General features: G+C 57.3%; 23 protein-coding genes and 1 riboswitch. Of the genes, 10 read left to right on the top strand and 13 right to left on the bottom strand.

Going from position 1 to position 24,557, the window contains the following annotated elements; genetic code table 11:
* Window positions 1-27 precede the first annotated feature (27 nt).
* Both rpoC and WFN61_RS20270 read left to right on the top strand, forming a co-directional pair.
* Entirely contained in the window at window positions 28-4,251 is a 4,224-nt protein-coding gene (gene rpoC / locus WFN61_RS20275) for a DNA-directed RNA polymerase subunit beta' (protein WP_144819385.1), read from the top strand.
* A 145-nt stretch (window positions 4,252-4,396) separates the two neighbouring features.
* Window positions 4,397-5,461: an alpha/beta hydrolase family protein gene (locus WFN61_RS20270; RefSeq protein WP_257759200.1), complete on the top strand. Its 1,065-nt coding sequence runs from the start codon at window positions 4,397-4,399 to the stop codon at window positions 5,459-5,461.
* Here the strand turns inward: WFN61_RS20270 and WFN61_RS20265 are convergent.
* The 10 genes from WFN61_RS20265 to rsd all read right to left on the bottom strand — a co-directional run bounded on the left by WFN61_RS20265 (window position 5,349) and on the right by rsd (window position 13,284).
* A complete protein-coding gene (locus WFN61_RS20265; protein ID WP_337039140.1) occupies window positions 5,349-6,413 on the bottom strand; it encodes a helix-turn-helix domain-containing protein in 1,065 nt (354 codons plus the stop codon). The genes WFN61_RS20270 and WFN61_RS20265 overlap by 113 nt on opposite strands.
* Before the next feature lie 136 nt (window positions 6,414-6,549).
* Window positions 6,550-6,867 carry a PTS lactose/cellobiose transporter subunit IIA gene (locus tag WFN61_RS20260; RefSeq protein WP_312235541.1) on the bottom strand — a complete coding sequence of 106 codons (318 nt, stop codon included), beginning with the start codon at window positions 6,865-6,867 and terminating at the stop codon, window positions 6,550-6,552.
* On the bottom strand, window positions 6,867-7,175 hold the full coding sequence (locus WFN61_RS20255) for a PTS sugar transporter subunit IIB (protein WP_144819389.1): 309 nt from the start codon (window positions 7,173-7,175) through the stop codon (window positions 6,867-6,869). The genes WFN61_RS20260 and WFN61_RS20255 overlap by 1 nt, the downstream gene beginning before the upstream one ends.
* Before the next feature lie 86 nt (window positions 7,176-7,261).
* Window positions 7,262-8,407: a 2-iminoacetate synthase ThiH gene (gene thiH / locus WFN61_RS20250; protein ID WP_337039139.1), complete on the bottom strand. Its 1,146-nt coding sequence runs from the start codon at window positions 8,405-8,407 to the stop codon at window positions 7,262-7,264.
* Window positions 8,404-9,174 (bottom strand): thiazole synthase, encoded by a 771-nt coding sequence (gene thiG, locus WFN61_RS20245; RefSeq protein WP_337039138.1) that lies wholly within the window; start codon window positions 9,172-9,174, stop codon window positions 8,404-8,406. Before thiG ends, thiH begins: the two co-directional genes overlap by 4 nt.
* A 1-nt stretch (window position 9,175) precedes the next feature.
* Window positions 9,176-9,376: a sulfur carrier protein ThiS gene (thiS, locus tag WFN61_RS20240; RefSeq protein WP_144819392.1), complete on the bottom strand. Its 201-nt coding sequence runs from the start codon at window positions 9,374-9,376 to the stop codon at window positions 9,176-9,178.
* Window positions 9,357-10,115 carry a HesA/MoeB/ThiF family protein gene (locus WFN61_RS20235; RefSeq protein WP_337039137.1) on the bottom strand — a complete coding sequence of 253 codons (759 nt, stop codon included), beginning with the start codon at window positions 10,113-10,115 and terminating at the stop codon, window positions 9,357-9,359. Before WFN61_RS20235 ends, thiS begins: the two co-directional genes overlap by 20 nt.
* Window positions 10,108-10,743 (bottom strand): thiamine phosphate synthase, encoded by a 636-nt coding sequence (thiE, locus tag WFN61_RS20230; protein ID WP_257759204.1) that lies wholly within the window; start codon window positions 10,741-10,743, stop codon window positions 10,108-10,110. Before thiE ends, WFN61_RS20235 begins: the two co-directional genes overlap by 8 nt.
* Entirely contained in the window at window positions 10,743-12,530 is a 1,788-nt protein-coding gene (gene thiC, locus WFN61_RS20225; RefSeq protein ID WP_312178259.1) for a phosphomethylpyrimidine synthase ThiC, read from the bottom strand. Before thiC ends, thiE begins: the two co-directional genes overlap by 1 nt.
* A gap of 87 nt (window positions 12,531-12,617) precedes the next feature.
* Window positions 12,618-12,727: riboswitch (TPP riboswitch) on the bottom strand.
* A 53-nt stretch (window positions 12,728-12,780) separates the two neighbouring features.
* Complete coding sequence (gene rsd / locus WFN61_RS20220) at window positions 12,781-13,284, bottom strand: sigma D regulator (protein WP_144819396.1); 504 nt, start codon at window positions 13,282-13,284, stop codon at window positions 12,781-12,783.
* A gap of 97 nt (window positions 13,285-13,381) precedes the next feature.
* On the opposite strand from rsd, the gene nudC reads away from it, so the two are divergent.
* The 6 genes from nudC (at window position 13,382) to WFN61_RS20190 (ending at window position 17,768) form a co-directional block, all read left to right on the top strand.
* Window positions 13,382-14,173 (top strand): NAD(+) diphosphatase, encoded by a 792-nt coding sequence (nudC, locus tag WFN61_RS20215; RefSeq protein WP_144819397.1) that lies wholly within the window; start codon window positions 13,382-13,384, stop codon window positions 14,171-14,173.
* 52 nt (window positions 14,174-14,225) lie between these two features.
* On the top strand, window positions 14,226-15,290 hold the full coding sequence (gene hemE / locus WFN61_RS20210) for a uroporphyrinogen decarboxylase (RefSeq protein WP_042395570.1): 1,065 nt from the start codon (window positions 14,226-14,228) through the stop codon (window positions 15,288-15,290).
* A gap of 9 nt (window positions 15,291-15,299) precedes the next feature.
* The gene (gene nfi, locus WFN61_RS20205) at window positions 15,300-15,971 is read left to right on the top strand and encodes a deoxyribonuclease V (RefSeq protein ID WP_144819398.1); all 672 of its coding nucleotides are present in this window, start codon (window positions 15,300-15,302) and stop codon (window positions 15,969-15,971) included.
* A gap of 42 nt (window positions 15,972-16,013) precedes the next feature.
* Entirely contained in the window at window positions 16,014-16,604 is a 591-nt protein-coding gene (locus WFN61_RS20200; RefSeq protein ID WP_144819399.1) for a YjaG family protein, read from the top strand.
* A gap of 186 nt (window positions 16,605-16,790) precedes the next feature.
* On the top strand, window positions 16,791-17,063 hold the full coding sequence (gene hupA / locus WFN61_RS20195) for a nucleoid-associated protein HU-alpha (RefSeq protein ID WP_032615913.1): 273 nt from the start codon (window positions 16,791-16,793) through the stop codon (window positions 17,061-17,063).
* A 6-nt stretch (window positions 17,064-17,069) separates the two neighbouring features.
* Window positions 17,070-17,768 carry a DUF1481 domain-containing protein gene (locus WFN61_RS20190; RefSeq protein ID WP_144819400.1) on the top strand — a complete coding sequence of 233 codons (699 nt, stop codon included), beginning with the start codon at window positions 17,070-17,072 and terminating at the stop codon, window positions 17,766-17,768.
* A gap of 12 nt (window positions 17,769-17,780) precedes the next feature.
* On the opposite strand, the gene zraP is transcribed toward WFN61_RS20190, so the two are convergent.
* Complete coding sequence (gene zraP / locus WFN61_RS20185) at window positions 17,781-18,212, bottom strand: zinc resistance sensor/chaperone ZraP (RefSeq protein ID WP_144819401.1); 432 nt, start codon at window positions 18,210-18,212, stop codon at window positions 17,781-17,783.
* A gap of 259 nt (window positions 18,213-18,471) precedes the next feature.
* On the opposite strand from zraP, the gene zraS reads away from it, so the two are divergent.
* Both zraS and zraR read left to right on the top strand, forming a co-directional pair.
* A complete protein-coding gene (zraS, locus tag WFN61_RS20180) occupies window positions 18,472-19,866 on the top strand; it encodes a two-component system sensor histidine kinase ZraS (RefSeq protein WP_337039136.1) in 1,395 nt (464 codons plus the stop codon).
* On the top strand, window positions 19,863-21,188 hold the full coding sequence (gene zraR, locus WFN61_RS20175) for a sigma-54-dependent response regulator transcription factor ZraR (RefSeq protein WP_257759210.1): 1,326 nt from the start codon (window positions 19,863-19,865) through the stop codon (window positions 21,186-21,188). The genes zraS and zraR overlap by 4 nt, the downstream gene beginning before the upstream one ends.
* Here zraR and purD read toward each other — a convergent pair.
* Both purD and purH read right to left on the bottom strand, forming a co-directional pair.
* On the bottom strand, window positions 21,185-22,477 hold the full coding sequence (gene purD / locus WFN61_RS20170; protein WP_312273809.1) for a phosphoribosylamine--glycine ligase: 1,293 nt from the start codon (window positions 22,475-22,477) through the stop codon (window positions 21,185-21,187). The two genes, zraR and purD, sit on opposite strands and share 4 nt — an antisense overlap.
* A gap of 15 nt (window positions 22,478-22,492) precedes the next feature.
* Window positions 22,493-24,079 (bottom strand): bifunctional phosphoribosylaminoimidazolecarboxamide formyltransferase/IMP cyclohydrolase, encoded by a 1,587-nt coding sequence (gene purH, locus WFN61_RS20165; RefSeq protein ID WP_337039135.1) that lies wholly within the window; start codon window positions 24,077-24,079, stop codon window positions 22,493-22,495.
* Window positions 24,080-24,557 lie beyond the last annotated feature (478 nt).

Genomic DNA, 24,557 nt, shown 5'->3' with positions numbered 1-24,557 from the left:
TGTGCTAACTCCGACGGGAGCAAATCCGTGAAAGATTTATTAAAGTTTCTGAAAGCGCAGACTAAAACCGAAGAGTTTGATGCGATCAAAATTGCTCTGGCTTCGCCAGACATGATCCGTTCATGGTCTTTCGGTGAAGTGAAAAAGCCGGAAACCATTAACTACCGTACGTTCAAACCTGAGCGTGACGGCCTTTTCTGTGCGCGTATTTTCGGGCCAGTAAAAGATTACGAGTGCCTGTGCGGTAAGTACAAGCGCCTGAAACACCGTGGTGTGATCTGTGAGAAGTGCGGCGTTGAAGTGACCCAGACTAAAGTGCGTCGTGAGCGCATGGGCCACATCGAGCTGGCGTCTCCGACTGCCCACATTTGGTTCCTGAAATCGCTGCCGTCCCGTATCGGTCTGCTGCTGGATATGCCCCTGCGTGATATCGAGCGCGTGCTGTACTTCGAATCCTATGTGGTTATCGAAGGCGGCATGACCAACCTGGAGCGTCATCAGATCCTGACTGAAGAGCAGTATCTGGACGCGCTGGAAGAGTTCGGTGACGAGTTCGACGCGAAGATGGGTGCGGAAGCTATCCAGGCCCTGCTGAAGAGCATGGATCTGGAGCAAGAGTGCGAGCAGCTGCGTGAAGAGCTGAACGAAACTAACTCCGAAACCAAGCGTAAGAAGCTGACCAAGCGTATCAAGCTGCTGGAAGCGTTCGTACAGTCTGGCAACAAGCCGGAGTGGATGATCCTGACCGTTCTGCCGGTTCTGCCGCCAGATCTGCGTCCGCTGGTACCGCTGGACGGCGGTCGTTTCGCTACGTCAGATCTGAACGATCTGTATCGTCGCGTGATCAACCGTAACAACCGTCTGAAGCGTCTGCTGGATCTGGCTGCGCCAGACATCATCGTACGTAACGAAAAACGTATGCTGCAGGAAGCGGTAGATGCCCTGCTGGATAACGGCCGTCGCGGTCGTGCCATCACCGGCTCTAACAAGCGTCCGCTGAAATCTTTGGCCGATATGATCAAAGGTAAGCAGGGTCGTTTCCGTCAGAACCTGCTCGGTAAGCGTGTTGACTACTCTGGTCGTTCTGTTATCACCGTAGGTCCATACCTGCGTCTGCATCAGTGCGGCCTGCCGAAGAAAATGGCGCTGGAGCTGTTCAAACCGTTCATCTACGGCAAGCTGGAGCTGCGTGGCCTGGCCACCACCATCAAAGCCGCTAAGAAGATGGTTGAGCGTGAAGAAGCTGTCGTTTGGGATATCCTGGACGAAGTGATCCGCGAACACCCGGTACTGCTGAACCGTGCACCAACCCTGCACCGTTTGGGTATCCAGGCATTTGAACCGGTTCTGATCGAAGGTAAAGCAATCCAGCTGCACCCGCTGGTTTGTGCGGCATACAACGCCGACTTCGATGGTGACCAGATGGCTGTTCACGTACCGCTGACGCTGGAAGCCCAGCTGGAAGCGCGTGCGCTGATGATGTCTACCAACAACATTCTGTCTCCGGCGAACGGCGAACCTATCATCGTTCCGTCTCAGGACGTTGTACTGGGTCTGTACTACATGACCCGTGACTGTGTTAACGCCAAAGGCGAAGGCATGGTGCTGACTGGCCCGAAAGAAGCCGAGCGTATCTATCGCGCTGGCCTGGCCTCTCTGCATGCGCGCGTTAAAGTGCGTATCACCGAATATGAAAAAGATGAAAACGGCGAGTTCGTTGCGAAAACCAGCATTAAAGACACGACCGTTGGCCGTGCCATTCTGTGGATGATCGTACCGAAAGGTCTGCCTTTCTCCATCGTCAACCAGGCGCTGGGCAAGAAAGCGATCTCCAAAATGCTGAACACCTGTTACCGCATTCTGGGCCTGAAACCGACCGTTATTTTTGCGGACCAGACGATGTACACCGGCTTTGCTTACGCAGCGCGTTCAGGTGCATCCGTTGGTATCGATGACATGGTCATCCCGGAGAAAAAATACGAGATCATCAGCGAAGCAGAAGCTGAAGTTGCTGAGATTCAGGAGCAGTTCCAGTCTGGTCTGGTAACCGCTGGCGAACGCTACAACAAAGTTATCGATATCTGGGCTGCGGCGAACGATCGTGTATCCAAAGCGATGATGGATAACCTGCAAACCGAAACCGTGATTAACCGTGACGGCGTAGAAGAGCAGCAGGTCTCCTTCAACAGCATCTACATGATGGCCGACTCCGGTGCGCGTGGTTCTGCGGCACAGATTCGTCAGCTGGCAGGTATGCGTGGTCTGATGGCGAAGCCGGATGGCTCCATCATCGAAACGCCGATCACCGCGAACTTCCGTGAAGGTCTGAACGTACTCCAGTACTTCATCTCCACGCACGGTGCGCGTAAAGGTCTGGCGGATACCGCACTGAAAACGGCAAACTCCGGTTACCTGACGCGTCGTCTGGTTGACGTTGCGCAGGATCTGGTTGTTACCGAAGATGACTGTGGCACGCTGGAAGGCATCACCATGACCCCGGTTATCGAGGGTGGTGACGTTAAAGAGCCGCTGCGCGATCGCGTTCTGGGTCGTGTAACTGCGGAAGATATCCTGAAGCCGGGTACGGCGGACATTCTGGTTCCACGCAACACGCTGCTGCATGAGCAGATGTGTGACCTGTTGGAAGAGAACTCCGTTGACTCTGTGAAAGTGCGTTCCGTTGTATCCTGTGACACCGACTTTGGTGTGTGTGCCCACTGCTACGGTCGTGACCTGGCGCGTGGCCACATCATCAACAAAGGTGAGGCTATCGGCGTTATCGCGGCACAGTCCATCGGTGAGCCGGGTACACAGCTGACCATGCGTACGTTCCACATCGGTGGTGCGGCATCGCGTGCGGCTGCTGAGTCCAGCATCCAGGTGAAAAACAAAGGTAGCATCAAGCTCAGCAACGCGAAATCGGTTGTGAACTCTAGCGGTAAGCTGGTGGTGACCTCCCGTAACACCGAGCTGAAGCTGATCGACGAATTTGGTCGTACCAAAGAGAGCTATAAAGTGCCTTACGGTGCGGTTATGGCCAAGGGTGATGGCGAGCAGGTTGCTGGCGGCGAGACCGTAGCAAACTGGGATCCGCACACCATGCCGGTAATCACTGAAGTGGCTGGTTTCATCCGCTTCACTGATATGATCGACGGCCAGACGATTACTCGTCAGACCGACGAACTGACCGGTCTCTCCTCGCTGGTGGTTCTGGATTCTGCAGAACGTACCGCGGGTGGTAAAGATCTGCGTCCGGCGCTGAAAATCGTTGATGCTAACGGTAACGACGTTCTGATCCCGGGCACCGACATGCCGGCTCAGTACTTCCTGCCGGGTAAAGCGATTGTCCAGCTGGAAGATGGTGTGCAGATCGGTGCGGGTGATGCTCTGGCGCGTATTCCTCAGGAATCCAGCGGTACCAAAGATATCACCGGTGGTCTGCCGCGCGTTGCGGATCTGTTCGAAGCGCGTCGTCCGAAAGAGCCAGCAATCCTGGCGGAAATCAGCGGTATCATCTCCTTCGGTAAAGAGACCAAAGGGAAACGTCGTCTGGTTATCACGCCGTTAGACGGTAGCGATCCGTACGAAGAGATGATCCCGAAATGGCGTCAGCTCAACGTGTTTGAAGGCGAGCGTGTAGAGCGTGGTGACGTGGTTTCCGACGGTCCGGAAGCACCGCACGACATTCTGCGTCTTCGTGGCGTTCACGCGGTTACGCGTTACATCACCAACGAAGTGCAGGACGTTTACCGTCTGCAGGGCGTTAAGATCAACGATAAGCACATCGAAGTTATCGTGCGTCAGATGCTGCGTAAAGCCACCATTGCTAACGCAGGAAGCTCCGACTTCCTCGAAGGCGAGCAGGTGGAATACTCTCGCGTCAAGATCGCCAACCGCGATCTGGAAGCGAACGGCAAAATCGCAGCAACCTATGCTCGCGATCTGCTGGGTATTACAAAAGCGTCTCTGGCAACCGAGTCCTTCATCTCCGCGGCATCGTTCCAGGAGACGACTCGTGTGCTTACCGAAGCAGCCGTTGCGGGCAAACGCGACGAACTGCGCGGTCTGAAAGAGAACGTTATCGTGGGTCGTCTGATCCCGGCCGGTACCGGTTATGCGTACCACCAGGATCGTATGCGCCGTCGTGCCGCTGGCGAACTGCCGGCAGCACCGCAGGTGACTGCTGAAGACGCTTCTGCCAGCCTGGCAGAGCTGCTGAACGCAGGCCTGGGCGGTTCCGACAACGACTAACGCTGCTTTCCGCTAATAAAAACCCGCTTCGGCGGGTTTTTTTATGCCTGAAAATCACAGACCAGGGCCTCGATCGTGTTTCAGGACGCGCGCTACAGGAAGAAAACCCACAATACAGCCTGTCTTCATTCAACAGGTGCCCTTTATGTTCCCGCGTATTTTTCTTTTTACTTTCACCATGCTGATCGGCTGCATGGCGCACGCCGAAACAGCATTTCGCCAACTCACTCTACAAAAAGAGAGCGACCGTCCACTTAATGTTGCCCTCTGGTATCCCACGCTGCATAGCGGTATGCCCGCCTCGGTGGGCGACAATATTGTGTTCATCGGAACCCAGGCGCTGCGCGATGCAAAACCTGCACCCGGCAAGCATCCCCTGCTGCTGGTCTCTCATGGCTATGGCGGCAGCTGGCGTAACCTGAACTGGCTGGCACAGCGTATGAGTGCGCAGGGGTATATCGTGGCAGCAGTCGATCACCCAGGTACCACTACGCATAATAGAAACCCCAAAGCTGCACAGCAGCTCTGGCAGCGCCCACAGGATTTGCGACGAACGTTGGATGCGATATTGGCGGCCCCAGCGCTTGCCGGAGAGGTAGACAACACGCGCATTGCGGCGGTAGGGCATTCACTCGGCGGTTGGACCGTACTTGAGCTCGCCGGAGCGCGTTTTGCTGCAGACCGTTTTATTGCTGACTGCCAAAATCATCCTGTTCTGTCGAGCTGCAAGCTGCTCCACACTCTTGGAATTGACCAGCCCTTAGCGGCTGAACGTTTGGCTGAAGATGCCCGCGATCCGCGAATCAAAGCGGTCGTGTCACTCGATCTGGGACTGGCGCGCGGCTTTACGCCCGCGAGCCTGAAGCAGATAAGTATCCCGGTACTGATTATGGCGGCTCAGGCCGACAGCGATGCGCTACCTGCCGGGCTGGAATCGGGGCATCTGGCAGCGTTTATTCCTGCGGCATGGCAACGCTATATCCGCGTAGAGGGGGCAACGCACTTTAGCTTTATGCAGCTATGCAAACCCGGCGCGGCGGCCCTGATTGAGCAGGAAGCGCCGGGGGAAGGGATCGTTTGCCAGGATGGAGGCACAGTTAGCCGCAGCGATATCCATCAGCACCTTGCTGACGAGATGGGCGCGTTTCTACAGCAGGCGTTAGCGCTTCCTCCGCGGAGCGACGATACTCGGTTGGGCTCATCCCGCTAATACGGGTAAATTCCCGGTTGAAATTGGATTTAGTTGCAAAGCCAGCCTTGAGCATGATCTCCGTAACCGAGGCATCGGTAGCGAGCAACTGCCGTTGGGCGTGGTGAATGCGAAAGCGGTTGATCCACTGGGAGACGTTGCAGCCCTGCGTCTGGTTCACCGCCTGCGAAATCTGTCGGGCCGGGATACCCATCCTGCGTGCCAGCGTGTTGAGCGTCAGATCGGGGCTAAGGTAGAGGCTCTGCTCGCAGAGGCGTGCCTCAACGCGCTGGCAGAGGAGGGCTAACGCCTCGCTATTATTCTGGGGTTCAATCGCGGGTATGCCTTCATCGGGAGGCGCGTTTTTCCCGTTATAGATAATCGCCAGGCAGATAAACGGCAGCAGGATCGCCTGCGAGAGTGCCACCAGCTGAGGGGCCTGGTGGCCCTGGTAAAAACTGAAATCCACTGCGATAGCCAGATCGGTCAGGCCGGAAAAGCAGAGAAAGCTGCCTGCCAGAAATGCCATGCGTGCCGCCGGGCCTGCATCATTCAGGCGGCTAAAGATAAACGCATCCGGCCCCTGATATGCCGTGCCAATAAGTGTGCAGCCATAGCCGACGTACAGCGCCATCAGCACCGCATCAGTGGTGGCAGGCGCAACAAGGTTTAGTCCCAGCGCAATGGCAGAGGGGATGAGGCATATCGCTACTTTCTGTCTGCCACTGCGTTCCGTTAACCGGGCAAAACAGCGCCAGGCCAGAGGAGGCAGGGCGATAGCAACAATGGACTGGATCTGGCGCAGGTAGAGGACATCGAACTGCCAGCGCATGGCCGACATCAATACCAACAGAGCGCAGCCAGCGATAAACGTGGCGGTGCTACGGTAGCCGGATACACGCTGCAGGCAAACCTTCGTCAGCAACATGAGCAAAATAACGAAGGTCAAAAAGGGGAGCGGAACAGCGGGCATAGGCTACCTGTGTGGATTTATCAACGTGCTTTGATGCTATGTTGTGCCATAAATCCGACCATAAAACACGTTACCACTTTTGGCAGTAAAAAATTGCCGGATGGCGCTGCGCTTATCCGGCCTACGAACACACGAGTTACTGTATGGCTGGCAGTCGTCGATACAGCTCGATCATATCCCCGGCCAGATCCTGAATTACCATCGCATTCATCAGGTGGTCCTGAGAGTGAACGGTGATCAGGTTAACCGGCAGTTTGCCCACGCCTTCGTCCAGGCCTATCAGCTCGGTCTGGATTCTGTGCGCATGCTTAACGTATTCGCGCGACTCTTCCATTGCCTTTTCGGCTTCGTCAAATTCCCCTTTGCGTGCCATCTGTAATGCCGTCAGGGCAGCGCTACGTGCCGCGCCTGCGTTGACCAGCAGTTCCATGATTGTTGTTTCTAAGTCTTCCATTATGACTCCAGCAGCTTGAGCGCTTTATCCAGCACGACGTCACCCTTCATCATGCCGTAGTCCATCATATCGATTACCGCGACCTTCTTGCCCAGCGGATCCGCCTGCGCCTGCAGTTTCGCCTGCTCATACTTCACCTGTGGACCCAGCAGGATGATATCGGCCTCGGCAAGGTTCTCCTTGAACTCGGAAACCGGTACCGCTTTGATAGAGACCTCGACGCCTTTTTTCTGCGCCGCCTCTTTCATGCGTTGAACCAACATGCTGGTGGACATACCCGCTGCACAGCATAAGACAATGTTTTTCATAGCCAGCCTCGACAACGATGGGATAAATAAACATTAATCCCACCGTCTGGTTCAACAACCGCTTTACCGTGATTGTGTGTGGAGTATCACAAACAATTCTTACGAACGGGATCCGTTCGCCCGAGATGGCTGTCCCAGTCTTTCCACACCGGTTGCAGGCCGTTGCGCAGCAGGGCGCTGGCTACCTCCTCCGGACGGCGACCGTCGTGCGGCGCGAACTGCTCCAGCTCAGGGTGATTGTCAGCATAGCCACCGGGCTGGGTTTTCGAGAAGGCGCTGACGCTGGTGATGCCCAGCGGCACAACACGATCGCGGAACCACGGCGACTCCCGCGTAGAGAGAGACAGCTCCACGTCGGGTGCCAGCAGGCGGAAGGCGCAGATGGTCTGCACCAGCTGGCGCTCATCCATCAGCGAGGCGGGTTCAATGCCTCCTGCGCACGGACGCAGGCGTGGGAAGGAGATAGAGTAGCGGCTCTGCCAGTAGTGCTGCTGGAGCCAGAGCAGATGCTCCGCCACCATGTAGCAATCCACCCGCCAGCTGTCGGAGAGACCCACCAGCGCGCCAAGGCCAATCCTGTCGATTCCCGCCCGACCAAGCCGGTCCGGTGTCTCCAGCCGCCAGAAGAAATCCTGCTTGTTGCCCTTCAGGTGATGGCGGGCATAGGTTGCCTCATGATAGGTCTCCTGATAGACCATCACCCCGTCTAAGCCCAGGGCCTTAAGCTCGGCATACTCCGCCTGCGACAGCGGCTGTACCTCCATCTGCAATGAGGCGAACTGGCGGCGAATAGTCGGGAAATGGCGGCGAAAGTAGTCCATTCCCACTTTTGTCTGATGCTCCCCAGTCACTAACAGGAGATGTTCAAAGCCCATCTCGCGGATCGCCGCGCACTCGCGCAGGATCTCCGCTTCGTCCAGGGTCTTACGTTTGATGCGGTTGCTCATGGAGAAGCCGCAGTAGGTGCAGTCGTTGGCGCACAGGTTAGAGAGATAGAGCGGGACGTAGAGGCCGACGGCGTTGCCAAAGCGCTGGCGGGTAAGACGCTGCGACCGCTGGGCCAGCGGCTCAAGGTAGTCGCTGGCGGCAGGAGAGAGCAGGGCCATCATGTCATCGCGGGTCAGCTGGGTAGCCGCTAATGCTCGCTCAACGTCGGCGCGGGTCTTACTGTGGATGCGTAGCCGGATATCGTCCCAGTTAAGCTGTCGCCAGTAGTCGCTGAAGGTCTTCATATGCTCGTCTCCAGAAAGCCGGTCAGCGGGCTGGTGGCGCTGGCAACGCTGTTGACCGCCCCCGGCCCCGCCTGGCGCGCCAGTCGTCCGGCTTCAACGGCCAGCTTGAACGCACGGGCCATTGCCACCGGATCGTTAGCGACGGCAATGGCGGTATTCACCAGCACCGCGCTGGCCCCCATCTCCAGCGCCTCAGCCGCGTGGCTGGGGGTACCAATCCCGGCATCGACCACTACCGGCACCCGTGCCTGGGCGATGATAATCTCCAGCATGGCGCGGGTGGCCAGGCCCTGGTTAGATCCTATCGGTGAACCGAGCGGCATCACGGCGGCGCAGCCTGCCTCCTCCAGCCGTCGGCACAGCACCGGATCGGCGCTGCAATAGGGCAGCACCACGAAGCCCTCTTTGACCAGCATCTCTGCTGCCTTCAGGGTCTCGACCGGATCGGGCAGCAGCCAGCGTGCATCCGGGTGGATCTCCAGCTTCAACCAGTGGGTGCCCAGCGCCTCGCGAGCCAGCCGGGCGGCAAACACCGCCTCTTCGGCCGTTTTCGCCCCGGAGGTGTTCGGCAGCAGTGTTACCCCGGCCTCCAGCAGCGGGGCGAGGATCGCATCGTTGCGCTGGCGCAGGTCGACGCGTTTCATTGCCAGGGTGACCAGCTGGCTGCCCGAGGCCTGAATCGCGTCGGTCATCAGCTGCGATGAGGCAAACTTGCCTGTTCCAGTAAACAGGTGTGATTCAAAGGTTTTGTCTGCAATACGTAACATGTCAGCCTCCGGCGATAACCTGAAAAAGCAGGATCCGATCGCCGTCCCGCAGTTGATGATGATCCCAGCGATCGCGGGGAATAACCTGCTGGTTCAGCGCCAGCGCCGTTCCCGGCTTGAGCTGGTTAAGCTGCGCCAGCAGCCCGTACAGGGTTAGCGCCTCCGCACACTGCATCGGCTCGTCATTGAAGAGGATGCGCATCGTCTCCTCCGCAAACCGGACAGCCCGCCGCCCGCTGTAGTCCCAGCGTGCGCCAGTGGTGCTTGCGCCCGTCAAACAGCCGTAGCTCGCCCTCTGCCACCGCCATGCCGCTGAGCAGCTTTAACGCCTCCAGCGCCTGCAGCGTGCCCATCATCCCGACCACCGGGCCTATTACGCCCGCCGTGCGGCAGTTGCGCTGAGGTTCGTCATCGTCCGACCACAGGCAGCGGTAACAGCCGTGCGCCCACGGCGGGGTAAGCACCATCAGCTGACCGCCAAACCCCACGGCGCTGGCGGTGATCAGCGGAGTGTTCAGCGCCACGCAGGCGGCGTTAATCGCCTGGCGCGCCGCCATGTTATCGGTGCAGTCGAGCACCACGTCGGCCTGGGCCACCTGCTGACGGAGCGCCTCACCCTCCAGACGCGTCTTCAGGGTAATCAGCTCAACGTGTGGATTGAGCCGCTGTAAGCGCTGGCGGGCCGCGTCGGCTTTGGGCTGATTGATATCGTCGCTGGTAAACATAATCTGCCGCTGCAGGTTGCTCAGGTGCACCGCGTCATCGTCCGCCAGCACCAGCGTCCCCGCCCCGGCCGCCGCCAGATAGAGCGCGGCAGGGGAGCCTAAGCCGCCAAGGCCAATAATCAGTACCCGGCTGGCGAGCAGCTTGCGCTGTCCGTCGATGGCAATATCCTCCAGCAGGATCTGCCGGCTGTAGCGCATAAAATCGCTGTCATTCATCGCCCACCCCCGCCAGATCGATAAGCTGTTGGGTAGCCAGGCGCCAGTCTGCGGCCTGGGTAATGGCGCTCACCACCGCAATGCTGCCGACACCGGTTGCCAGCACCTGCGGCGCGTGCGCGAGGCTAATGCCGCCGATGGCCACCGTGGGATAATCTTTCAGTCGCGTAACGTGGCTTGTCAGCTGCGCCAGCCCCTGCGGCGCGGAGGGCATCTGCTTGGTCTGGGTCGGGAAGACATGACCAAGGGCGATATAGGAGGGGCGAGCGGCCAGCGCAACGTCAATCTCCATATCATCATGGGTGGAGACGCCCAGGCGCAGACCTGCGTTGCGGATCGCGCTGAGGTCGGTTGTCTCCAGATCCTCCTGCCCCAAATGCACGCCATAAGCACTATGTTTAATCGCCAGCCGCCAGTAGTCGTTGATAAACAGCCGGGCCGCGTAGCGCTTGCCTAGCGCAATGGCTGCCACGACGTCGGCTTCTACCTCATGGTCCTGCTTATCTTTGATCCGCAGCTGAAGGGTGCGCACGCCCGCCTCCAGCAGGCGCTCAATCCACATCACACTGTCGACAACCGGATAGAGCCCCAGGCGGAAGGGCACCGGTGGGAAATCAGGCTGATACATCAGACCTCCTCCTTTTTGAGATAGATCTCGCCGCCGCGGGCGCGGAAGTCGTTCGACATATCGTTCATGCCCACTTCAATCGCCTGAGCCGCAGCGTAGTCCCGCACCTCTTGGCTTATCTTCATTGAGCAGAATTTGGGTCCGCACATGGAGCAGAAGTGGGCCACCTTGCCGGACTCCTGGGGCAGGGTCTCATCGTGGTAGGCGCGGGCGGTGAAGGGATCGAGCGCGAGGTTAAACTGATCCTCCCAGCGGAACTCGAAGCGGGCTTTTGACATGGCGTTATCGCGGATCTGCGCCCCAGGATGGCCTTTGGCAAGGTCGGCGGCGTGGGCGGCGATCTTGTAGGTGATCAGCCCCTGCTTCACATCTTCTTTGTTCGGCAGGCCGAGGTGCTCTTTTGGCGTGACGTAGCAGAGCATGGCGCAGCCAAACCAGCCAATCATCGCCGCGCCAATACCCGAGGTGAAGTGGTCATAGCCCGGGGCGATGTCGGTGGTCAACGGTCCGAGAGTATAGAACGGCGCTTCATGGCAGTGCTCCAGCTCTTCGGTCATGTTGCGGCGGATCATCTGCATCGGCACGTGGCCCGGACCTTCGATCATCACCTGCACATCGTACTCCCAGGCGATTTTGGTCAGCTCGCCCAGGGTATGCAGCTCGGCAAACTGCGCCTCGTCGTTGGCATCCTGAATTGAGCCTGGGCGCAGGCCATCGCCTAACGACAGGGAGACGTCCCAGGCGGCGCAGATTTCGCAGATTTCGCGGAAGTGCTGATACAGGAAGTTCTCCTGATGGTGGGAGAGGCACCACTTGGCCATGATCGAGCCGCCGCGCGATACAATGCCGGTAAGGCGATTAGCGGTCATCGGCACGTAGCGCAGCAGCACGCCTGCGTGAATGGTGAAGTAGTCCACGCCCTGCTCGGCCTGCTCAAGCAGCGTTTCGCGGAAGGTTTCCCAGGAGAGATTCTCGGCGATGCCGTTGACCTTCTCCAGCGCCTGGTAGATAGGGACGGTACCAATTGGGACCGGGCTGTTACGCAGGATCCACTCCCGCGTTTCATGGATATTGCGGCCGGTGGAGAGATCCATCACCGTGTCCGCGCCCCAGCGGGTGGCCCACACCAGCTTCTCCACCTCCTCTTCAATGGAGGAGGTCACCGCCGAGTTGCCGATGTTGGCGTTGACCTTCACCAGGAAGTTGCGGCCGATGATCATCGGTTCAGATTCGGGGTGGTTGATGTTGGCAGGAATAATGGCGCGCCCGGCGGCGACCTCGTCGCGGACAAACTCCGGGGTGATATTCTCCGGCAGGCGTGCGCCAAAGCCTTCGCCCGGATGCTGGCGGCGCAGCACCTCGCCACGAATACGCTCCCGGCCCATATTTTCACGCAGGGCGATAAACTCCATCTCCGGCGTCACGATCCCCTGGCGAGCGTAGTGCAGCTGGGTGACGCACTTCCCGGCGCGGGCGGCGATCCATGCGGATCGGATCTTCGCGATCCCTTTCTCTACGTCGATCGCAACGTCAGGATCGCCATAGGGGCCAGAGGTGTCATATACCGGGATCGCCTCGTTCTCTTCAAACTGCGGCTCGGCTTTGCTGCCGCCGATAAGCGTCGGGCTAAGCTGGATCTCACGCATTGGCACGCGGATATCGCTCTGCGAACCCTGGATATAGATACGTTTTGAATTGGGAAAGGTGGTGCCCTCCAGCGTGTTGATAAAGTGCTGGGCAGCGGCGCGCTGTTCACGGCGGGTAGGTTTAATAGCAGACTCAGACATAGCTCATTCCATAAAAAGTTAAGGACGTGGCTTGTCAGAACGACGGATGAAGCAAGAGGATGCGTGTAGCCCGGAGAGGCACACGCCAGCAGATTGACTCTTGTTCCCTTCGCAGGTTCTAACCTGATCAGGTTCCGCGGATCCCGAATTAACGGTCTCAGCCGGTGCTTACGCACTCGGCACTCCGACAAGAAAAACCCCCGTGTTGCAGGGGGCAGGTAAATTAAACTACGCGTTAATGCTTAAGAACTCAAGCAGGGCGAGCGATGTTGCTGTCGTCGTTAGCGCTCTCTGCCAGGTTGAAATCGAACGCCAGCACGATCAGCTGATCCTCCAGCGTAAAGCGTGCCGCCAGCGCTTCGCCAATGCCAGACAGCGCTTCCTGGAACTCCAGGCAGTTATCATCGTCAATGGCATTCTCAAGATTTGAGTCGTAGTAGCTCATGATCTGCTGGGTATTGGCTTCCAGCTGCGGATAGATTTGCGTGGCCGCTAAAAGCGGGCTGCTCCCTTCCATTTCGCTGATAATTTGTTCATAAATACTAAAGTGTCCGGCAGACAGATAATCGACCAGATTGTGGCAAAAATCGTCCAGGGCCTTCTCATCCAGCTCTGTAAAGGACTCCTTGCCCGGCTTAATGCCCACCAGGTTGTAGTACGATACCAGCAAATGCTTGCGCACCTGTAGCCAGTGATCGACTAGTGTATTACTTCCGCCTACGCGCGCCGTCAGGCTTTCCAGGTGGTTTAGCATGATTAACTCCGTGGTTTAAGAAAAAAAAGTGTTCACCCAAAATATGTAAAAATGATGTAACCAACATGCCAGTGTCGCTAAGGTAGTGCAACAGATTATGGAACGTGTCATCGAATTAACCGATCAGGGCTGGTGGATCGTCAGCCATGAACAAAAATTATGGTTGCCCGCTGGAGAATTACCACACGGCGAGGCAGTTAATTTTGATCTTGTGGGCCAGCGCGGGTTAATTATCGGCGAGTGGCAAGGTGAGTCCGTGTGGCTGGTTCGTCAGCACCGGCGTCAGGATATGGGCTCGGTACGCCAGCTGATGGATCAGGAGGTCGGTCTGTTCCAGCTTGCCGGGCGTGGCGTACAGCTGGCGGAGTTCTACCGTTCGCATACGTTCTGCGGCTACTGCGGGCACACCATGCATCCCAGCAAAACCGAGTGGGCGATGCTGTGCGGCGGCTGTCGCGAGCGCTACTACCCGCAGATTGCTCCCTGCATTATCGTCGCGATCCGCCGCGATGACCACATTCTGCTGGCCCAGCATACCCGCCATCGCAACGGGATCTACACCGTGCTCGCAGGTTTTGTTGAGGTGGGAGAGACTCTGGAGCAGACCGTTGCCCGCGAAGTCATGGAGGAGAGCGGTATCCGGGTAAAAAACCTGCGCTATGTGACTTCCCAGCCGTGGCCGTTCCCCCAGTCGCTGATGACCGCCTTTATGGCCGAGTATGACAGCGGCGAGATCGTCATCGACCCTAACGAGCTGCTGGACGCGGGCTGGTATCGCTACGACCAGCTGCCGCTGCTGCCACCGCCGGGCACGGTAGCGCGTCGGCTGATTGAGGACACGGTCGCGCTATGTCGTACAGAATATGAGGGTCCGGCAGAGTATGAGTGAAGCATAGAGCGGCGTGTTACAATAACGGTCTGACGCATTGAGGAATTGCAAAATGACCGAATTGAAAAACGATCGTTACCTGCGCGCGCTGCTGCGCCAGCCCGTGGATATCACGCCGGTATGGATGATGAGACAGGCCGGGCGCTATCTGCCGGAGTACAAAGCCACGCGTGCCCAGGCAGGCGATTTTATGTCGCTGTGCAAAAACGCCGAGCTGGCCTGTGAGGTTACGCTGCAGCCGCTGCGTCGCTACCCCCTTGATGCCGCCATTCTGTTCTCAGATATCCTGACCATCCCGGATGCCATGGGGCTGGGACTCTACTTTGAAGCCGGGGAAGGCCCGCGTTTTAGCCTGCCGATTACCGGCAAAGCCGACGTTGAGCGGCTCCCTGTTCCCGATCCGGAGCAGGAGCTGGGCTATGTGATGAACGCCGTGCGCACCATCCGCCGCGAGCTGAAAGGGGAAGTGCCGCTGATTGGTTTCTCCGGCAGCCCGTGGACGCTGGCGACCTATATGGTCGAGGGCGGTAGCAGCAAGGCCTTCACTAAGATCAAGAAGATGATGTATGCCGAGCCGCAAACCCTGCATGCGCTGCTGGAGAAGCTGGCGAAGAGCGTCACGCTCTATCTCAACGCGCAGATTAAAGCCGGTGCGCAGTCGGTAATGATTTTTGATACCTGGGGCGGGGTGCTGACCGGACGCGACTATCAGCAGTTCTCGCTCTACTACATGCATAAGATCGTTGATGGCCTGCTGCGGGAAAACGAAGGGCGCCGCGTGCCGGTTACCCTGTTTACCAAAGGCGGTGGACAGTGGTTAGAGGCAATGGCGGAGACCGGCTGTGATGCGCTGGGCCTCGACTGGACCATTGATATCGCCGACGCCCGCCGTCGCGTAGGGCACAAGGTAGCGCTGCAAGGTAATATGGATCCCTCGATGCTCTATGCACCTCCGGCCCGCATCGAAGAAGAAGTAGCGACTATACTTTCTGGTTTCGGCCAGGGCGAAGGCCACGTCTTTAACCTCGGTCACGGTATTCATCAGGATGTGCCGCCTGAACATGCGGGCGCATTTGTAGAAGCGGTGCATCGTCTCTCGGAGCAATATCACCGCTAAGGAGCATATATGGATCTCGCGTCGCTACGCGCTCAGCAAATCGAACTTGCCTCATCGGTGATCCGCGAGGATCGTTTTATCAGCGATCCCCCGGCGTTTATCGGCGGCGCTGACGTTGGCTTTGAGCAGGGTGGTGAAGTGACCCGAGCAGCGATGGTACTGCTGAAGTACCCGTCGCTGGAGCTGGTGGAGTACCAGATTGCGCGTATTGCCACCACCATGCCCTATATCCCCGGCTTTCTCTCTTTCCGTGAATATCCCGCGCTGATGGCGGCGTGGGATATGCTATCGCAAAAACCCGATCTGCTGTTTGTTGACGGACACGGTATCTCACACCCGCGCCGTCTTGGCGTCGCCAGCCACTTTGGCCTGCTGGTGGACGTGCCGACCATCGGCGTGGCGAAGAAACGCCTGTGCGGCAAGTTTGAGCCGCTCTCGCCTGAGCCAGGCGCACTCGCGCCGCTAATGGACAAAGGCGAGCAGCTGGCGTGGGTATGGCGCAGCAAAGCGCGCTGTAATCCGCTGTTTGTCGCGACCGGTCATCGGGTGAGCGTGGACAGCGCCCTGGCGTGGGTTCAACGCTGCACGCAAGGCTACCGTCTACCGGAACCCACGCGCTGGGCCGATGCCGTTGCATCGCGGCGTCCGGCATTTATGCGATGGCAGGAAATTCAGCCCTGATTCAGGTACACTGCGGCTAATTTCCGATAGCGAGAATTCACCATGTTACAAAACCCTATTCACCTGCGCCTGGAGAGGCTGGAGAGTTGGCAGCACGTCACCTTTATGGCCTGCCTGTGCGAGCGCATGTATCCCAACTACGCCATGTTCTGCCAGCAGACCGGCTTCGGTGACGCGCAGCTTTATCGCCGCATTGTTGACCTTATTTGGGAGACGCTGACGGTGAAAGACGCGAAGGTGAATTTCGACAGCCAGCTGGAGAAGCTGGAAGAGGCGATCCCGGCGGCAGAGGATTACGATCTCTATGGCGTCTATCCGGCCATCGATGCCTGCGTCGCCTTAAGCGAGCTGGTGCACTCACGCCTGAGCGGTGAAACGCTGGAGCACACCATTGAGGTAAGCAAAACCTCTATCACCACGGTAGCGATGCTGGAGATGACCCACGCCGGTCGCGAAATGACCGATGAAGAGCTGAAAGCGAACCCGGCCGTAGAGCAGGAGTGGGACATTCAGTGGGAAATATTCCGACTTTTGGCTGACTGCGAAGAACGCGATATTGAGCTGATTAAAGGGCTACGTGCGGACTTACGCGAGGCGGGTGAGAGTAATATTGGTATACTTTTGCAGCAATGAGGCAACAAAACGTGATTTAACGCCTGTTTTGTCTCACTGGAAGGCTTCCCATTGGCCCCCCGTCTGGTCTACATTTGGAGGGCGAAAAAAAGTGGCTATCGGTGCGTGTATGCAGGAGAGTGCTTTTCTGGCATTTTCGTCGCACTCGATGCTTAGCAAGCGATAAACACATTGTAAGGATAACTTATGAACAAGACTCAACTGATTGATGTAATTGCAGACAAGGCTGACCTGTCTAAAGTACAGGCGAAAGCTGCCCTGGAATCCACCCTGGCTGCTATTACTGAGTCTCTGAAAGAAGGCGATGCTGTACAACTGGTTGGTTTCGGAACCTTCAAAGTGAACCACCGCGCTGAGCGTACTGGCCGCAACCCGCAGACCGGTAACGAAATCAAAATCGCCGCAGCTAACGTGCCGGCATTTGTTTCTGGCAAAGCTCTGAAAGACGCAGTTAAATAAGACCGCGTGACAGCGAACAGTTTTGATGAGGGGGCGTTTACGCCCCTTTTGTCTGTCTGGCGTCGTACCCTGACGCTGGCGGGCCTGCTGTTGCTGACGGCCTGCAGCCATAGTGACTCGCTGCCGCCCTTTACCGCCAGCGGCTACGCAGGCGACCACGGCGCGGTGCGTATATGGCGTAAGGACGATGGAGATGCCGTCCATCTTCTGACGGCGTTTAGCCCGTGGCGTAGCGGAGATACCTCTATCAGCGAATATCGCTGGCAGGGCGATCGGCTGGCGCTGATCGAACTCAACGTTTACGGCACCCCGCCGGAACACATTCGTGCCCGCTTCGACGAGCGTGGCGAACTCAGCTTTATGCAGCGAGAAGTCAACGGCCAGAAGCAGCAGCTCTCCAGCGACCAGATCGCGCTCTACCGCTACCGTGCCAACCAGATCCGCCAGACCAGCGATGCCCTACGCCAGGGGCAGGTGATGCTGCGTCAGGGACGCTGGCACCGCGACGGCTCGGTAACCACCTGTGAAGGCCAAACCGTCAAGCCTGATTTTGAACCGCAGGCGCTAAGCCATATCCAGCGTCGTCAGCAGCACTCTTCAGCGGACGTGAGTCTTGCGTGGCTGGAAGCGCCGGAAGGGACGCAGCTATTGCTGGTGGCAAATGAGGATTTCTGCCGTTGGCAACCTGATGAGAAAACCTTCTGATTTAAAGCAGGTTTACCAGTTGTCCATCCCCATATGGCCGCTGCCGCCATAGTGACCTTCACCACAGCCACCATACCCCATTCCTGCGCCACGCGAGACACCCGCCTGTGCCATAGCAATATCCCGTTTCACTCGCTGTTCATCCAGGGCCTGATGGAGGGACTCTATCTCTTTTGCCACCGCACTGATTTTAGCGCTATCCGGCGTGCTGGCGGTTAGCAGTGAGTTGTACTCATAGCGCTTGGACATTAACTGCTGACGCAGGGCGTCGGTCTGCGTGTAGTAGTCAGTATGGATCTTCTGTACGGCCGTTTGCTGTTCGGCGTTAAGCGGGCCGATATTTTGCTGCTCTGCGCCAGCGTCGCGCGCTATGGCGGAAGTGGAACTTAATGCCAGCAGAGAGAGGGCAAGCAGCGTCAGGCCCGGTGTGTTAATCCGTTTCATCATATCTCCTCTTGGGGTTAGTTTCAGTCTTTGAACTGCATCTTTCATGCCAGGAGATTCATCCCGTGCCGGATGGGCTGTGCCAGCAATTAACGTGTTAAAGCGAGTAAAAATGACCCGTTTGGTCAAACCTGCGGGTCATTTTTACTCAGCAGTATCAGTAGATTATGCCGAAGGTCAGGGTTATGGGCGGTAAAAAGCGGCATGATTTCTGCTGTAGCAGGAAAGGGATCGGCATCAAGAGAGAGCGTATACGTTTATGCGAGGACATAAGGACACGATAGCTAAATGGCTAAGCGGTGGACTACCTGCTGTCATTCTTATTCTGGTAGGGCTGTTTTCTGTCATGGTGATCCGTAACTATGGGCGGGAAACCAACGCGGCCCGCCAGACGCTGCTGGAGAAAGGAAACGTGCTGATCCGGGCGCTGGAGTCAGGGACGCGAGTAGGGATGGGTATGCAGATGCACACTGTCCAGCGGCAGAGGCTCCTGGAGGAGCTCGCCGGGCAGCCCGGCGTACTCTGGTTTACCGTGACGGATGCGCAGGGAAACATTGTTACCCACAGCGATCCCAGCATGGTAGGCGAAAAACGCTACCCAACCGATGAGATACCGAGGTTACATTCAGGCGAAGAGGTGCGGTGGCGGCGTATTAAGGCGACAGATAAGAGGGGGAATTCGGTGCCTGCAATAGAGATCTCTCGTCCTTTCCAGCCGCTATTTGCTTCGGAAAGGGAGGGGATGCGGCGCTGCGATAGCCCTCGCGCGAGTGCACCTTCAGCACAGCAGACCATCTTTGTCGCTCTCAACGCCAGCGAACTGGCAGTGACCCAAGCGCAAGAGCGGCGCAATATGCTCACTGTTCTGTTCGCCCTGACGACGGTCTTGCTGGCAACGCTCCTGACATTCTTCTGGTATCGCCGGTATCAGCGTTCCCGTCAGCAGTTGCAGGATGAGATGAACCGTAAAGAGAGGCTGGTGGCGCTCGGGCATTTGGCGGCGGGCTTGGCCCATGAAATCCGTAATCCGCTCTCTTCTATTAAGGGGCTGGCAAAATATTTTGCAGAGCGCACGCCCGTAGGCGGCGAAGCGTATGAACTGGCACAGGTGATGGCAAAGGAGGCCGATCGCGTAAATCGAGTGGTAAGCGAACTGCTGGAGCTGGTTAAGCCTGCGCATTTGTCCCTGCAAGCGGTAAATCTCAACGATGCGATCGCCCACTCTTTGCAGCTTGTCAGCCAGGATGCACAAAGCCGGGAAATCCAGCTGCGTTTTACGGCAAAACCGACGCTGCCGCCTGTCCAGGCTGATCCGGACAGATTAACTCAGGTACTGCTGAATCTTTACCTGAATGCGATACATGCGATCGATCGTAAGGGGGTCATCACCGTTGAGGCGAGTGAGGCCAGGGCTGGTCGCGTTAAAATTACCGTTACCGATAGCGGGAAGGGGATCGCGCCAGAGCAGCTGGAGGCGATTTTTACTCCTTATTTTACGACCAAAGCCGACGGCACTGGTCTGGGACTGGCGGTGGTGCAGAACATTATTGAGCAGCATGCCGGTACTGTTCAGGCTGCCAGTCCGGCGAGGGCAGGGGCGATTTTCACTCTCTGGCTACCCATAAACGCAAAACGTAAGGATTTACAGGGATGACAGATGGAAAAATCGACGTTCTGGTGGTTGATGATGACGTCAGCCACGGTACGATTTTGCAGGCGCTACTGCGGGGCTGGCGCTATAACGTGACGTTGGCATGCAGCGGGCGCGCTGCGCTTGAGCAGGTGCGCGGGCGCGTTTTTGACCTGGTGCTGTGCGATGTGCGCATGGCAGAGATGGACGGTATTACAACGCTCAAAGAGATCAGAGCGCTAAATCCGGCTATTCCAGTGCTGATTATGACGGCCTTCTCCAGCGTGGAGACCGCAGTAGAGGCGCTTAAAACCGGGGCGCTTGACTACTTGATCAAGCCGCTGGATTTTGACAGCCTGCAGGAGACGCTGAAGCGCGCGCTGGCACACACGCGGAACTACGTTAGCGATCTGCCTCAGGTCTCTGCTACACGGTTTGGCATGGTCGGCAAAAGTCCGGCGATGCGGCAGCTACTTAGCGAGATTGCGATGGTTGCCCCTTCCGATGCCACAGTATTGATTCAGGGCGAATCAGGTACCGGTAAAGAGCAGGTTGCCAGGGCGCTGCATGCCAGTAGCTCACGCTGTGACAAACTGCTGGTTACGCTGAACTGCGCAGCGCTTAATGAGTCATTACTGGATTCTGAACTGTTTGGTCATGAAAAGGGGGCGTTTACCGGCGCAGATAAACGCCGGGAAGGACGTTTTGTTGAGGCCAACGGCGGCACGCTGTTTCTTGATGAGATTGGCGATATTTCGCCAATGATGCAGGTTCGGCTGTTGAGGGCGATTCAGGAGCGTGAGGTGCAACGGGTAGGCAGTAACCAGACGCTCTCCGTTGACGTTCGCTTGATTGCCGCCACCCATCGTAATCTGGTTGAAGAGGTGAGCGCTGGCCGATTTCGCCAGGATCTCTACTATCGTCTGAACGTAGTCACTATTGATATGCCTGCACTACGCCAGCGTCGGGACGATATTCCACTGCTGGCTGAACATTTTCTTCAGCGTTTTGCTGGGCGTAACCGCAAAGTGGTGAAAGGGTTCACCCCTCAGGCGATGGATCTCCTGATCCACTATGGCTGGCCTGGAAATATTCGTGAACTGGAGAATGCCATCGAACGTTCGGTCGTTCTGCTGGCCGGGGAGTACATCTCTGAGCGCGAATTGCCGTTGGCGATTGCTAACATGCCTATCATAGAGTCGAAAGCGACTGCCATTCAGCCGTTGGTTGAAGTTGAAAAAGGGGTGATCCTCGCGGCGCTGGAGAAAACGGGCGGCAACAAGAGTGAAGCCGCCCGTCAGCTAGGAATTACGCGTAAAACGCTGCTGGCGAAACTGTTGCGTTAGCTCTGCTTCTGCTCGCGCGCAATAGCACGATAGCCAATATCCTGGCGGCTGAAGCTGCCCTCCCAGTGAATATCTGCCATTAGCGCATAGGCGTTCTTCTGCGCTTCAGCGACGGTGTTACCCAGCGCGGTGGCACAGAGCACGCGTCCGCCGCTGGTGAGCACCTGGTCGTCGTCAGCAAGCGTAGTACCGGCATGGAACACCTTACCGCCGATGTTCTCCAGCGGCAGGCCGTGGATCACGTCGCCGGTGCGGTAGTTACCCGGGTAGCCACCTGCGGCAATGACCACGCCCAGCGAGGCACGATCGTCCCACTCCGAGGTTTTCTCATCAAGCTTGCCTTCACAGGCGGCCAGACAGAGCTCCACTAGATCGGATTTCATGCGCAGCATGATCGGCTGGGTTTCTGGATCGCCAAATCGACAGTTGAACTCGATCACCTTCGGGTTACCCTGCCGATCGATCATCAACCCAGCATAGAGGAAGCCCACGTAGGTATTGCCTTCCGCTGCCATGCCTTTCACGGTTGGCCAGATCACGCGATCCATGGTGCGCTGATGTACCTCGCTGGTGACGACCGGCGCAGGAGAGTAAGCCCCCATTCCGCCGGTGTTCGGCCCGGTATCACCGTTACCTACGCGCTTATGATCCTGACTGGTAGCCATCGGCAACACGTGCTCGCCGTCGACCATGACAATAAAGCTCGCCTCTTCACCGTCGAGGAACTCTTCGATAACGATGCGGTGACCCGCGTCGCCAAAGGCGTTGCCTGCCAGCATATCGTGCACCGCCGCTTCTGCCTCTTCCAGGGTCATCGCCACAATGACGCCTTTACCCGCAGCCAGACCGTCGGCTTTAATGACGATCGGCGCGCCTTTCTCGCGCAGGTAGGCCAGAGCAGGCTCAACCTCGGTAAAGTTCTCATACTCGGCGGTGGGAATGTTATGGCGAGCGAGGAAGTCCTTAGTAAACGCTTTAGAGCCTTCAAGCTGGGCGGCACCCTGAGTCGGGCCAAAGATTTTCAGTCCCGCAGCCTGGAATGCATCTACCACGCCAATCACCAGCGGCGCTTCCGGGCCAACGATAGTCAGATCGATCTTTTCGTTCTGGGCGAAGCTCAGCAAAGCAGGGATATCCGTCGCGCTCACGGCGACGTTCTGCAGGGCTGGCTCCAGTGCCGTACCAGCGTTGCCGGGCGCAACAAAAACGGTGCTTACCAGCGGGGACTGGGCCGCTTTCCACGCCAGGGCATGCTCGCGTCCGCCGTTACCAATAACTAATACTTTCATTCTCTGCTCCGTGAATTAATGGCGGAAGTGGCGCATGTCGGTGAAGATCATCGCAATGCCGTGCTCGTCGGCGGCAGCAATGACTTCATCATCGCGAATAGAGCCGCCCGGTTGGATCACGCAGGTCACGCCCACGGCTGCCGCAGCATCAATACCGTCGCGGAACGGGAAGAAGGCGTCAGAGGCCATCGCGGAGCCTTTCACTTCCAGCCCTTCGTCACTGGCTTTGATACCGGCAACTTTTGCGGAGTAGACGCGGCTCATCTGTCCTGCGCCGATACCGATGGTCATCTTCTCTTTGGCGTACACAATAGCGTTGGATTTAACAAACTTGGCTACTTTCCAGCAGAAGAGGGCATCGCGCATCTCTTCTTCGGTCGGCTGGCGCTTACTGACCACGCGCAGCTCGCTGTTGGTCACCATGCCGAGGTCGCGATCCTGAACCAGCAGGCCGCCATTCACGCGTTTGAAATCGAGGCCTGCCACACGCTCGGCCCACTTGCCGCAGGTCAGGACGCGGACGTTCTGTTTAGCAGCGGTAATCTTCAATGCCTCTTCCGTCGCGGAAGGGGCAATGATCACCTCAACAAACTGGCGAGAAATGATCGCCTGGGCGGTATCAGCATCCAGCTCACGGTTAAAAGCAATGATGCCGCCGAAGGCCGAGGTCGGATCGGTTTTATAAGCGCGATCGTACGCGCTGAGAATAGAGTCGCCTACCGCCACGCCGCACGGGTTCGCATGCTTAACGATGACACAGGCCGGCTCGTTGAACTCTTTCACGCACTCCAGCGCCGCGTCAGTGTCGGCGATATTGTTATAGGAGAGTGCTTTGCCCTGGACTTGGGTAGCCGTCGCCACGGAGGCCTCTTTAACACCTTCTTCTATATAGAAGGCAGCCTGCTGGTGGCTGTTTTCGCCGTAACGCATATCCTGCTTCTTAATAAAGTTCAGGTTAAGAGTACGTGGGAAGCGGCCAGCGGGCTCTTTAGTGTCACCGTGGTACGCCGGAACCAGGCTGCCAAAGTAGTTGGCGATCATGCTGTCATAGGCGGCGGTGTGCTCGAAGGCTTTAATCGCGAGGTCGAAACGAGTCTCAAGGGTCAGCGAGCCTTCGTGAGCATCCATCTCTTTAATAATGGCGTCGTAGTCACTGCTCTTTACCACAATCGCCACGTCTTTATGGTTCTTGGCAGCGGAGCGCACCATGGTAGGGCCACCGATATCGATATTCTCTACGGCGTCTTCCAGCGAGCACCCTTCACGGGCAACGGTCGCGGCAAAGGGATAAAGGTTCACTACCACCATATCGATAGGATCGATGCCATGCTGAGCCATGATCCCATCATCCTGACCGCGACGGCCAAGAATGCCGCCGTGGACTTTCGGGTGCAGCGTCTTTACACGTCCATCCATCATTTCCGGGAAGCCGGTGTAATCGGACACTTCGGTTACCGGCAGGCCTTTATCTGCCAGCAGGCGGGCAGTACCGCCGGTGGAGAGCAGCTCCACGCCGCGCTGGGAGAGTGCCTGAGCGAATTCGACGATACCGGCCTTATCAGAAACACTGAGCAGAGCGCGGCGGACTGGACGTTGTTGCATGGTATAAATCCCCGGGATTTGAACATTACAGAGAGCGTTAGCTGAATTTTTCGCTAAAAACTCAGCTAACGCCCCACAAGGGGCCGCCTTGAATGAGCGAAGGCATTTTAACGAAAACGTTTGCGCATCGCTCGTAAATTTTCAATTTTTCGCAGTGGTGTGGATAACTCTGTGCGTAAAAAGGTATAAGGCCGCGTTTTGCTGTGGAATGCAGCAGTCAGTCATTTTTCTGCAATTTAACTATTGCGGGCGCTCGAGAACTCCCTATAATGCGCCTCCATCGACACGGCGGATGTGAATCACTTCACACGATGAGCCGGGTTGATTGAAGAGTAAAAAATCCTGAAATTGAGGGTTGACTCTGAAAGAGGAAAGCGTAATATACGCCACCTCGCAACGGTGAGCTGAAAGCCGCGTTGCACTGCTCTTTAACAATTTATCAGACAATCTGTGTGGGCACTCGAAGACATGGATTCTT

The sequence above is a fragment of the Pseudescherichia sp. AS216 genome, assembly GCF_037152055.1.
Taxonomy (GTDB): domain Bacteria; phylum Pseudomonadota; class Gammaproteobacteria; order Enterobacterales; family Enterobacteriaceae; genus Pseudescherichia.
Note: the sequence above shows the minus strand (reverse complement) of the source record. Positions and strands in the feature narration are given on the sequence as shown.